8 protein-coding genes are annotated in these 12,951 nt (G+C 45.3%); 3 read left to right on the top strand and 5 right to left on the bottom strand.

Annotation, left to right across the window (positions count from 1 at the left end; genetic code table 11):
• Positions 1-72: 72 nt before the first annotated feature.
• Complete coding sequence (locus tag MKX59_RS01540; protein ID WP_076295200.1) at positions 73-2,625, bottom strand: DUF2339 domain-containing protein; 2,553 nt, start codon at positions 2,623-2,625, stop codon at positions 73-75.
• 591 nt (positions 2,626-3,216) lie between these two features.
• Between MKX59_RS01540 and serS the strand changes: the two genes are divergently transcribed.
• Positions 3,217-4,506, top strand: a complete 1,290-nt coding sequence (gene serS / locus MKX59_RS01535; protein ID WP_023990956.1) for a serine--tRNA ligase — start codon at positions 3,217-3,219, stop codon at positions 4,504-4,506.
• A gap of 104 nt (positions 4,507-4,610) precedes the next feature.
• Here the strand turns inward: serS and hmpA are convergent, their stop codons facing one another.
• Complete coding sequence (hmpA, locus tag MKX59_RS01530; RefSeq protein WP_340857432.1) at positions 4,611-5,840, bottom strand: NO-inducible flavohemoprotein; 1,230 nt, start codon at positions 5,838-5,840, stop codon at positions 4,611-4,613.
• A 402-nt stretch (positions 5,841-6,242) separates the two neighbouring features.
• On the opposite strand from hmpA, the gene MKX59_RS01525 reads away from it, so the two are divergent.
• Complete coding sequence (locus MKX59_RS01525; protein ID WP_340857430.1) at positions 6,243-7,784, top strand: family 43 glycosylhydrolase; 1,542 nt, start codon at positions 6,243-6,245, stop codon at positions 7,782-7,784.
• A gap of 172 nt (positions 7,785-7,956) precedes the next feature.
• Here MKX59_RS01525 and MKX59_RS01520 read toward each other — a convergent pair whose 3' ends face one another.
• The gene (locus MKX59_RS01520) at positions 7,957-9,906 is read right to left on the bottom strand and encodes an oxidoreductase (protein WP_023990959.1); all 1,950 of its coding nucleotides are present in this window, start codon (positions 9,904-9,906) and stop codon (positions 7,957-7,959) included.
• 36 nt (positions 9,907-9,942) lie between these two features.
• The gene (locus MKX59_RS01515) at positions 9,943-11,214 is read right to left on the bottom strand and encodes an L-lactate MFS transporter (RefSeq protein ID WP_023990960.1); all 1,272 of its coding nucleotides are present in this window, start codon (positions 11,212-11,214) and stop codon (positions 9,943-9,945) included.
• 212 nt (positions 11,215-11,426) lie between these two features.
• Between MKX59_RS01515 and MKX59_RS01510 the strand changes: the two genes are divergently transcribed.
• On the top strand, positions 11,427-11,963 hold the full coding sequence (locus MKX59_RS01510) for a PadR family transcriptional regulator (RefSeq protein WP_068939140.1): 537 nt from the start codon (positions 11,427-11,429) through the stop codon (positions 11,961-11,963).
• A 95-nt stretch (positions 11,964-12,058) separates the two neighbouring features.
• On the opposite strand, the gene MKX59_RS01505 is transcribed toward MKX59_RS01510, so the two are convergent.
• Positions 12,059-12,769 carry a GntR family transcriptional regulator gene (locus MKX59_RS01505; protein WP_023990962.1) on the bottom strand — a complete coding sequence of 237 codons (711 nt, stop codon included), beginning with the start codon at positions 12,767-12,769 and terminating at the stop codon, positions 12,059-12,061.
• Positions 12,770-12,951: the final 182 nt, after the last annotated feature.

Genomic DNA, 12,951 nt, shown 5'->3' with positions numbered 1-12,951 from the left:
GTCATGCATAATTTTTCACTATTACCGGATTTATTTTCATAATGTTCCGTATCTACAAAATACAACAGAAAACTACATATTTTCTTCAACATCCTTCTTTATTATGGTCTCTCCCATGCGATTAGATACTTTTTGATAAATATACGAAATCGCCAACAGTACAACACCAAAAGAGAAGTAGGCTACAATCGTGCTCCCCGTCGTTAACAGGTGCAGATCATACAACAGCAGCTTACCTGTCGACAGCAAGGTCAAGCCCAATCCAAATCTGCGAATGTAGACCACTCGCTTGAGGAAGCCGTATACAATATACAAAATGGCCAGCAGCAAATACACCAGACTGAACACAAGACCAGCATCCCCCAGGCGGAACTGAACTCCGAGAAAGGCGGTTATGATACCCAGCAAATATACACCCATAATGACCGGATACAACTCATTGCTTCTATAATGTCGGGTCATCAGTGCGTTCAGAAAATCCCTGCTGCTGAAGAATACCAGCACATTAAAGGCTGCGAGTACCACTAACGCCACATAATCAGCAGCCGTATTTTGTGCATAATTTTCATGCAAGGTTGGAACCGTTACGGTGATCACCAGTGCCAGCGCGTAGCCTATGACGTACAACGCCAAGCTGTAGTATTTAATCACCCGATCATACAGCAACCTCACCTTAGGCAGGAAATAAGCCAACACCAGCGATACGCAGGTGTACAACAACACTTTGTACAAGGTGTAATGGACAAACCCGTCGGATACAACGATGTTATACCAATGCCCGGCTTCATACAAAAGGTAGAAATACACGTTCACCAAAGCTACATATTTAAATCCTTGCATGATATGCATTTCGTACAAACGATTGTTTTTGAAAGCATTCGGACGGCTAAATTGAATCGCATAGAAGACGGTAACGATCAACATTCCCAGTGTAATGAGCGTATATTTGAGTCCAAAATAGTCTGTCTCAAATCCTGACAACAGATATATAGGGAAATCGACGAAAAAGAATGCGCCCAGACACAGTAATAAAATGCCCCAGCCAGCTCGTTCCAATTCCTTCAACCGGTAACGGTGCCCATATAATGTAAGAAGAACCGCTTCGATCAACCAGCCCATGGATAACCATCTAACTCCAAACTGGAACGGCACCATAAGGATGGCAAAGGTCAACGAAGTCGCATAAAATAATATTTTGGTTTGTTTCTCCTCTGGAATATATCGACGGACCCATTGTCCCAGACCCCCGTACACCAAGCAAAAGACGAGAGCCAGCAAGCCTTTATAATCATCCAGGCCTGCATCGCCGAACAGAGAATACAGAACGGAACAGCTCACGACTGTATTCAGAGCCAAAAGGGAGAAATCCAGCCATGACAGTTTTGATTTTAAACGGAACGGCACCCACAGCGTCATCCCGAGGTACATCGCAAATGTAATGACTGCATACAGCATGCTCGCTACGGCACTTTCCGATAACCACGCCAGCACAATCATCAAGGGCGTATTAAGTAAAAAGCTGATATATTGCACGACGACCCACCGTTTGCGGAAGGATACAAGCAGAATCAGCAAATTTAACAGGAACAAATAGCCCATGGCGATATACACGGCGTTCCCTTCCAGTCCGTTCGCTGCCATATAGGAAAAGAGCGGGAGATATCCCCCTACTAAACCAAAAGAGCATATCGTTCGGGATTCATACCTTAATGACAGGAGCACAGCGGTCACCGTAACGAGTACGGATAAGCCTATGCCTGTATACATTCCTATGATTTCTAACAAAAAGTAGCTGTAAAAAATCGATCCGTACAACACAGAAATACCGCCGCCCAAAATACCGAGCGCAAAGGTCTGCTTCTGCTTACGGTACAGCCACTCCCCGCCGCCCAGCATCAACGCTCCTAGCAGAAAGAAGGCCACGCCCTTCATATTTCCTGTAAACCAGTTCGAGTATGAGTATTTAAAAGCGGCTCCCACACCCAATATAATGAGCAAAATCCCCAGCTTGTTGATCCAGTTCAAGCCTAGCTTCATTTCAAACTGATTTTGCTTCATGCGCTTCTGCATCGTTTCTTCGCTGATCTCTTCTTCTCCGAACTGCTGGAACTCGCTTGCCGTCTGATGAAGCAATTTGCGCTCGGCCTCCTGAAACCGCCCGCGTTGCTCCATGATTCGGTCACGAATCTCCTCTGAGAACAGTCGTAATCTGGCGACGATCTCGTCCTGATCTTCTTTAAGCTCATGCGTAGTTTGCTGAATAAGCTGGTCCACCCGGTTTTTAGCCCCATATTCAAAGGCTGTCAGCCGATTTTCCCCTTCTGTAGTTCTGGAGGCAAAATAGGTCTCCAGCTTTTCACGCGAAATGCGGATCATATTCGCTTTTTCACTCAGCATTTGCTCCGTCAGCGCAGTGCGCAGCTTTCCATTTTCCTGCTCAATATGTCGTACTCGCTCTTCCAAGTGAATGCAGCGAGCCTGATAATCCTCGAACTTTTTTCGCAGAACCTCATTCTCCAGAATGATATCTGAGGCTTCATAGTCCGCGATTAATGTTTGATACTCCTTGAGCAGCTTGTTCTGTTCTTGGCGGATCGTATGTAAACGATCTTTAAAATCCTCCATGTTCTCCTCCATCGCTGTCCATTTTGGTAATCATTACATTTTACATGAAATTAAAAAGGCATTATAGAGACTATAGCCCATTTTGGACGTTAAATTGGGGCTTTTACTTAAATATTCTTCCAGTTTCATGATCGCAGATGAAGTAGGACAGATATACATAAGAAATAAAGACTACCTCTTCCCTTCGCAAACATGAAACCCGCATGGATGTGTTGCAGAGTCTACGCTGTGTATTTATTTTTATTGGAAAGATCATGATGAAAAAACTAAGTAATCCAATGTACAGACTCATGCCCTTGATTAACCTGCCGAAAATCCGTATACTTACAAAAAAGCAAACGATATTATGCCTATGAAGAGCATCCAACTCGGAGGCGTTTACGCCAAGGACCATACGTTAGCGTAGGATATGGCGATATGTACCTAAGTAAACCGGACCCGCCCGTTACAGCGGAGCAAAGTGGATTGGAGAGTTATGACATCTGTCATGCTGTCTGGTCAATTTGGGTGGCACCGCGAGACCAAAGCGCTCCTCGTCCCATGTGGATGAGGGCGCTTTTTGTATTTTTATCCGAAAAGGAGTGCGGTGTCATGTTGGATATCAAATGGATCAGAGAGCATCAAGAACAGGTTCAGACAGCAGCAGACGGCAAAGGAATACAGGTATCGGTCGCAGAGCTGTTGACCCTGGATGATCGGAGAAAACAGCTACTTCAGGAAGTGGAACAGCTTCGGCAGAAGCGTAATCAATGTAGTCAGGATATTGGCGCGCTAATCCATGCCGGCCAGAGTGAACAGGCAGAAGTGGCAAAGCGGCAGGTCAAAGAAATTAACGGACGAGTAGATCTTCTGGAAGCCCCGCAACAGGAAGTAGAGGAACAGTTTCAACAACTCTTGCTTCTGATGCCTAATATCGTATCGCCAGATACGCCACGGGGGAGATCGGATGAGGATAATGTAGAACTGGAGCAGGTCGGGCCGGTTCCGAACTTCGGATTTGAACCAAAGGATCATATGACGCTCGGTGAGCTTCATAAGCTAATCGACGTCCCTCGGGGTGTCAAAACAGCCGGTACCCGTAACTACTATTTGACGGGAGCAGGGGTTGCATTGCATCGGGCTGTGCAGCAGCTTGCGGTGGATCTGCTGACTGAACGTGGATTCCAGTTGCTGGATGTTCCGCTGATGGTACGTGCAGAGGCCATGCGCAGCACTGGTTTTTTCCCGCTCGGACTGGATCAGACGTACCGCATTACAGGTGAGGATCAGTGGCTTGTAGGCACTTCGGAAGTGCCTCTGGTCTCGTATTACAGCGGTGAGATCGTGGATGTTACGGACCCGATTCGGCTGGCAGCCGTGTCCGTATGCTTCCGCAATGAGGTTGGCTCGGCCGGAAGGGATGTGCACGGACTGTATCGTGTGCACCAGTTTGCCAAGGTTGAGCAGGTCGTCATCTGCGAAGCCAGCCTGGACGCTTCGGAACAGATGTTTCAGGAGATTACGCGCAATGCGGAAGACCTGCTTCAACTGCTGGAGCTGCCCTACCGTAAGATGGCTGTCTGTACAGGCGACATGGCGCAAAAAACCTACAAGCAGGTGGACATTGAGACATGGATGCCCAGCCGCCAGGCTTACGGCGAGACACATTCGTCGTCCCAGCTGCTTGATTTCCAGGCGCGCCGTTCCAACATCCGGTACCGCAATGCGGACGGCAAGCTGAAATATTGTTACACGCTCAATAACACAGCGGTCGCTTCGCCCCGGATTCTGATCCCGTTGCTGGAGCATCACCAGCAAGAGGACGGTTCGATCCGTATTCCGGAGGCTTTACGCCCATACATGCCGCAAGGTATGGAATTTTTGCGTACTCCCTTGTTATGAAAACAGGATCGCACTTTGAAAAGTAGTACCCAATGAGCAGGATTTCCCATTGTAATCATCGCAAAAAAGACGAAGGATAAATATCCTTCGTCTTTTTTGATGTGTCATTGTGCTTCTGCTTCCCATGCGCTAGCAGGACTAAAGAATTCATAGTGGATATCCGAAGCAGGGATATTCCACTCCTTCAACAGGCCGTATACCGATTGCATGAATCCCTCAGGGCCGCAAAAGTAATATTGTGCGTTACGTTCCGGTATCACGGATTGTAACCAGGCCAGATCCAAACGGCCTTCCTTGTGAAAAGCCTGTGCCAGCCGATCCTGCTCCGTTGGTCTGCTGTAACACCAGCGAACTGCAGCCTGTGCATGTGTGGCGACCAGCTTTTCTACCTCATTACGCAGAGCATGGTTATCCCCGTTGACTGCTGCGTGGACAAAGGTGATAGGCCGATGCGGAGCAGATTTCACCAAGGAAGCCAGCATACTGACCATCGGGGTTAGCCCGACACCGCCACTGATCAGCACGACAGGTCTGCGATCTGCCCGATCCAGCGTAAAATCACCCGCCGGTGCAGATACCTGAAGCACATCGCCCTCTTGCACCTGCTCATGCAGATACACGGATACTTTACCTGCCGGACGGGACTCTACAGCATCCTCTCGCTTTACAGATATCCGGTAGTGGGAGTGGCCCGGGGCATCCGAAAGACTGTATTGACGAATGTGGGTATTATGTTCACCCGGAATTTCCATTTTTAAGCTTATATATTGCCCAGGTTCGAATTCAGGCAACACCTGTCCATCCTGCGGCACCAGATAAAAGGACGTAATCTGGTCGCTTTCTTTAACCTTTTTCTGCACAACAAAGCTCTTAAAATCTGACCAGCCTCCCTGCTGCTGTCCAGCCTCCTTGTACATTTCAGCTTCCACGTCTATAAATACATTAGCGATCACACCATAGGCCTCGGCCCATGCGGCAATGATCTCGTCTGTAGCCGCATCTCCCAGTACGTCCTTGATCGCAGCGAGCAGATATTTTCCGACGATAGGGTAATGCTCGGGCTTAATTCCCAAACTGCGATGCTTATGTGCAATCTGACGTACCACCGGAAGAATTTCCTCCAGACGGTCAATGTGCTGTGCAGCCGCGTATACAGCATTGGCCAGCGCTCCCTGTTGACGTCCTTGTTTCTGATTCGCGTGATTGAATATATTGAGAAGCTCGGGATGGGCCTCAAACATCATCTGGTAAAAACGCTTGGTGATTGTAGTTCCGTGTACCTCCAAAACAGGTACAGTCGATTTGATCGTTGCAATGGTTTGCTCACTTAGCATCTTTGTATCCCTCTTCTCTCCAAAATAAGATAACAAAGGGTATTTCAATATATGTCCCATTTGTAACCCTCAATTTAAAGCAAGTATACCCACATAAAGTAACCGTTTATGTGATTCCAGTCACTTTAAATTTAAAATAATGTGAACGTGTCAATGACAAAACGCACAATTACAAACGCTTCCCACATAACTGACGAGCTTTCCCCAAAGTTTCAAATATTTATATACCTATTTTGTATGCAGTGATCAGATTTGTCCTTTCTCGTAACAACAGTTTCACCATGCTAAAGACTTCAATTTATTCCACTTGTAAACGCTTCCAATTAGGGTAAAATCGAAAATGAGGTGCCGGACAAGCCATTCCGACCCATCCTATCCGTGTTAAAGGAGGCAGATGATATCGTGAAGTGGATCAACAGCAGCAAATGGTTAGCCGCATGGATTTGTATCCTATTCGCAGTGGCCAGTGCGGGTCTTCAACCCGATACAGCACACGCCAATACAACAGGCGTTACGCAAGCAACCTACGGGACCGAGGTGAACCAAGCGCTGAATGGTTTGGACGTCGCCAATGCTGAACTATCCCTGAGCGCAACAGCAAGCACAGCCATTACGAACGGAGCGGATTGGAAAGACACCGCAGGTAACCCGATTCAGGCAAACAGCGGTAATATTCTAAAAGTAGGTTCTACTTATTATTGGTACGGCGAGCACGCCGAAAACTGGAAATTTGAAAAAGTGAACGTATATACCTCAACCGATTTGAAAAATTGGTCCTTCCGCAGCAGTATTCTCACCAAAGATTCCGCCCCTGAGCTGAATTCGAGCAAAATCGAGCGTCCCAAAGTTATCTACAACAAAACCACCGGAAAATATGTACTATGGGCGCACTATGAAAATGGCACGGACTACTCACTAGGTCGTGTAGCCGTCGCTACCAGCGATACACCCGACGGAAATTTTGCCTACCAAGGCAGCTTCCGCCCACTGAATTACGAGTCTCGTGATATGACGGTGTTCACGGATACGGACGGTAGCGGCTACCTTATTACAGCTTCCCGTAAAAATGGCGGCGCCAATGATACGATGGCGATCTTCAAGCTGACAGCCGATTATACAGGTGTGCAGGCGTTCGTTGGCTGGATTTTTGAAAATGGCTATCGCGAAGCTCCTGCTGTTGTGAAAAAGAACAATATCTACTACCTGTTCACCTCTCAGGCATCTGGCTGGTATCCGAATCAGGGCGCTTACGCAACCGCCAGTTCCATGACTGGAAGCTGGTCTGCTCTGTCGCCCTTCGGTGATCCGGCGGCTTACGGCTCGCAAATCCATTCCATCGCCACGATTACAGGTAGCGCAGGAACCAGCTACATCTATATGGGCGATCGCTGGAATCCGCTCAATCTGAGCGACCACAAATTCATCTGGTTGCCACTAACTCTGAATGACTCCAACAAAACAGCAACCCTGAACTGGTACAGTAGCTGGGATCTGGATGCTGCGACAGGCACAGTAATCCTGCCGTCCCTTGTGAATCACGCACAGGGCAAAACAGCGACTGCTAGCTCAGCCGCATCCAGTTCTCCAGCTTCACTGGCGAACGACGGCAACGCCCAAACCTCGTGGAAGGCTGCCTCCGCATCCTGGCCCGCTTGGTGGCAGGTCGATTTAGGCAGTACCAAGACCATCAGCGAAGTGGATATTTCATGGTTTATGTACAAAGGATCTGAAGCGTATTACAAATATAAAATTGAATACAGCATGGATGGAGTTAACTACTCCACGATTGATCGTACAGGTAATACCACGTATGGTTTTACCAGTGACAAAGTCAATTTTCAAGCTCGCTACGTGCGAATCAACCTTGTAAATGCAGTGCTATTCAATAACCCGAACAACTGGTATACCCCGACGGTGCATGAAGTAAGATTGCTTGGCAATTAACTTTCACACTTGGAATATTGCCTTAATCCTTAAAAAAATATCGCACAGCTCTTGCGCAATGTTGTACCCATTTGCAGGAGCTGTGCAATTTGTGTTGAACCGCTATGTTCGAGTACCTCTCTTAGACTCCTGAAGTGTCCCATGCCGGGCAATGATAGTGAGTCGCAGATAATCAGATATCAAGCGCTGCATGATATCCTTGATATATTGCAGTCGTGATAGTAGATGCCTTAACGCAATCTCCGATTTGTGCAACATAAGGTGCACAATCAATTAACTCATCTACTACGTTTCTTCTTGGACGTTGTCCAAGCGCACAAATGACTGAAGTACCTGGAACAAAATGTTCTTCACCATTTTGATCAGCGCAAGCAACACCTTCTTGTGTAACACTCAGCCCTTTAAATCCTAAATGAACCTGAATGTTATTCTTTTCGATTTCTTTTAGCATAATCGGACGATGTCTAATATTAGCATCCGGAGCCAGCTCCGTTCTCATCTCTACCAGATGAACCGTCTTACCTTCCTGGGCAAGGTGAATTGCTGCTTCACAGCCTGCCAGACCGCCTCCCAATACGACTACGCTATCGCTGACCCTATCCTTCTCCAGATAGTAGTTATTAACAATGACTACGTTATCACCATTCAATCCAGGAATTGGAGGAACAATTGCTGCGGAACCAGCTGCGATAATTAACGCATCAGCATTTTCTTTCTCTGCATACTCTTTAGTAACAGGTGTATTCAAACGGATCTCAACGCCAGCGTCTTTAGCCAGCTTTCCGAGAGTAACACCTAATTCATACATCTCATATTTAAAAGGAATCGCCTGCTCTCCCCTCAAAATACCGCCTATCTCGTCAGCCTTCTCACATAGAATAACTTTATGTCCGCGTTTGGCTGCAGTAAGAGCTGCATAAAGCCCGCCTGGGCCTCCACCGGCTACTAAAACCTTGCGTGGATTAGGGGAAGGGTAAATTTCTGTTCCATCCATCTCACGACCAATTAATGGGTTAACTGTACAGCGTCTTGTGGATGTTTCTGCACGTTCTGCCATACAGGTGAAGCATCTCAGACATTTAATAATGTCCTCGTCGCGGTTGCTCATCACCTTTCTTGGAAGCTCTGGATCAGCAAGCAGTGCGCGAGCCATTTCAACAACATCCGCCTGACCGCTGGCAATGATTTCTTCCATTTGTGCCGGGTCATTTAATCCGCCGACCGTTGCAACCGGAACACTTACATGCTTCTTAATCTCTGCTGCAAGATAAACATTACTTCCATGAGGCAAGAACATCGAAGGGTGTGTGATACCAAATCCTGTCTGATAGGTTCCTGCAGATACATGAAGCAAGTCGACTCTTGATTCGATTAATTTAGCAATTTCTATACCTTCTGTCAGACCATAGCCGCCTTCAAATAACTCTGAGCCACTCATTCTAAACTCGATTGGGAAGCCAGAACCCACAGCTTTACGAACACAGTCAAGAACCTCCTGTGCAAAACGCACCCTGTTTTCCAAAGATCCGCCATACTTGTCTGTTCTGCGGTTGAAATAAGGAGAAAAAAACTGATTAATTAACCATCCATGTCCGCCATGAACCATAATCATTTCGTAACCTGCTCTCTTGGCCAGTCCAGCACATCTACCATAAGCTGCTACAATGTCAGCAATTAGTTCTTGCGTAAGTTCCTTTACTTCTCTGCCGTCTGGACGTACTCCTGGACTGGGTCCCCACTGAGCAAGTCCTTGTTTCTTATTTTTGTCAGTCAGATAAGTTCCTGCATACTGTCCAGAATGAGACAATTCCACACTGGCAATTGCCCCGTGACGGCGAATAGCGTCTGCAGTATAGGTAAAACTAGCAAGAGAATCTACTGTCCCCAGATCCAGATGGTACATATGGGAAGCTTCCGTCTCAGGATGAACCACGACTTCGCTGACCGTAACTGACGCAGCACCGCCTTTTGCTCTTAATTCATAAAAAGCTGTAGATTTCGGTCCAATAGTGCAGTCAGCTGTAATATCTGTACCTCCCATAGGAGAGCCAAACATTCTATTTCTGAAAGTCACATTTCCAATTGTAATTGGTTTACATAGATTGGGATATTTTCTTTGCATGATCTCATGCTCCTTATCTGTATTTATTGCTATGGGTTAATTGATAGCTTTCTGATTCATATCCACAGCCATCTTCTGATTTTTTCGGGTAGTGAACTTATATACAAATGTTAGAACAAGTCCGGTTATGCCAAGTACGGCCGCAATGACAAAGGCTCTCTGATAGCTACTGTCTGTGCTGTAAACATGACTCATAATCGATGGGCCAAAGTATCCTGCTGTTGCAAATCCAATAAACATAATTCCATAATTCACACTATTATTTCTCACACCAAACTGATCGGCAGTAAATCCAGGAAATACCCCCATCAGTGCACCAAAACATAAACCAATAACTGAAATACCGATATAGAATGTCAACACACTACCTTCGCCTGAAAAATAAAGCAATGTGAGCCCTATGACCGAAAAGACAGAAGAAAAAGCCAGGGTATTGATTCGACCGATTTTGTCCGAAATATAGCCTGCAACGATTCGTCCGCCCGTGTTAAACAATGCCAATACGGAAACAACTGTCGTAGCGGCTGCCGCAGACATACCAATCATTTTCTGAGCTATAGGAGAAGCTTGTGATGTACACATGAGTCCGGCAAAAGCACCACACATTAATAACAAGATCATGATATAAAACAGAGGGCTTGAGAGCATGCCCTTCCAGTCTTTGTCGTTCTGAATAGAACGGCCAACATTTACAGTCTTGGGTGTCCATCCTGCAGGAACAAAGTCAGATGGACATTTCTCAATGAAGAAAGAAGCAGCACATACAATAATAAGAAATGCTATACCGATGATAATGAATGCTGATGTCACACCAGACCTACTGATTAAACTATTGGCAATAGGAGGTATAATAACTGAGCTTATTCCATAAGCAGCCGTTGTTATACCGCCAACTAATCCTCTTTTGTCAGGGAAAAACTTAATAGAATTGCTAATTGTGCATCCGTAAACCATTCCCGTTCCTAGGCCGAGTACGATACCGTAAGCCAATACCAGGTAACCTACAGATGTTGCAAATCCTGATAAAATCATACCGCCTCCAAATAGCAAGCCCCCTACAAAGATCACTTTCTTGGGCCCGAATCGATCATTAATCCAGCCACCTGAAATCATCGTGATAGGACCTACCGAATTTGTAATCGTAAATGCAATAGCCAAATTCCCCGGTGTTAAACTAAGTCCTGTGACGCTGCTCAAATATTCTGCCATTGGGGCAGAAAATACACTCCACGCGTAAATTGATCCAATACACAGATTAATAAAACAGCTTGCAATCAGAATAATCCATCTCTTTTTTGTAAGTTCCACTGAGATCTTCTTCTCCCTCGTCGTTGTATTGTGAAATCATTCACATATTTCGAAATAATATTAACACGCGCTTTGAAATATATCAACAGGAACATGTATGTAGTTATATGTTTTATTAAATATGTTTTCAATAATATATCAATCTTATTGTGGACTCGCTAAATATGTTATACTTAACCAATAAACGACGAAAATGTTAGGAAGAGTGCCTTATGAGAACTTTAAAATATGCCATTCTGGGCTTGTTAAATAAAGAACCTATGACTGGTTATGATATAGGTAAAGAATTCAGTAAAGATTTAGGCGAATTTTGGACTGCAAAGCATAGTCAGATCTATCCAGAATTAAAAAAACTGCTTAATGAGGGACTTATCGTCTACGAGATCCAAATTAGCGGAGAAATTTTAGAAAAAAAATTGTATTCGATTACGGAGAAAGGCAAAGAAGATTTTTTACAATGGCTAAAAAAAGCAGAGCCTATTGAACCCACTCCCAAAGATGTGTTTAAGCTGAGAATGTATTTTTCTAATCATCTGGATATAACAACCCGATTATATTTGTTGGAACATCAGCTGCTTCAACATCAAGATAGGCTGGAACATTTACGCAAAAATAAAGAACGTTATGAAACTATTCCTCCTCTTGATAGTGATAATTTTGGCGATTATCTTGTATTAGATGGTGCTATTTTACGCGAAACTATAACCATACAATGGATAGAAAGTTTTATTGCTTATTGTAAAAAATAAAGCATCTCATTTTCCCTTAAACTTATTGTAAACACAAAAAAGCACAAGGATTCGAGAATATGTAGCTCGAACCCTTATGCTTATTTTTTTACTAATCAACGCATTCGATTCACTGTGGTAAACACAAATTTATCGTACCGATGCCGCGAGAACGAGTATTCAAATGGTATACCCGTATCCAGATAACCCACCTGCTCAATTTCCAAGATTGGATCATCCGCTGCGCAGTCCAAATGCTCACGATCCAGTTCCGTTGACTTGGAGGCCCGGATGGTACGGTGTGAACCGACAATATTAAGTCCCAGCTCCTCCTTAATATGTTTGTACACCGAGCCGTACAGCACCTCCTCTGTAATACCGCTGATCAGCTTCGTGGGCATGTATGTGCGCTCGATAACATAGGGCTCACCCTCCACGACACGCAGACGGATCACATGATATACAGGAGAATTGGCATCAATAAATAGATGGGTCGCTACCTCTTCGGATGGAAATTGAACGTCAAAGGCGACGATTTTATTTTTGATCTCTTTCCCGCGCAGTACGTTGGTTAACCCCAGCATTTCATTTACGACAACGTTAACAGGGCCATTGTGAACTGATTTGACGATAAAGGTTCCGTGTCCTCTTTTACGATTCAGCAACCCGTCCATCACCAAAGTGTCCAATGCCCGCTTAATCGTCATCCGACTTACACGAAACTCCTTTGCCAGTGAGATCTCATCGGGAATCGGATCATCACTGCTATAGGTCTTATTCATAATCCGCTCTTTGACCTCTTGTGCAATCCGCTCGTATTTGTTCATCTGTCTACCACCTGTACTAAAAATTGTTTTATGTCAGCATTTTACCAAAACATCGGTAGCGCTGGTTCTTTTTGTTCTGCAGGCGGGACGTTAAGGTATTACGGTATAAGTAAGTATACCGAACATTATACTTTCTCACCAGCGGCGTACAGCACAGTTCTTTGACGATGATGAAGAAAAAA

The sequence above is a fragment of the Paenibacillus sp. FSL R7-0340 genome, from assembly GCF_038002205.1.
Classification (GTDB): domain Bacteria; phylum Bacillota; class Bacilli; order Paenibacillales; family Paenibacillaceae; genus Paenibacillus; species Paenibacillus polymyxa_B.
This window is presented reverse-complemented; position numbering and strand designations above follow the sequence as displayed.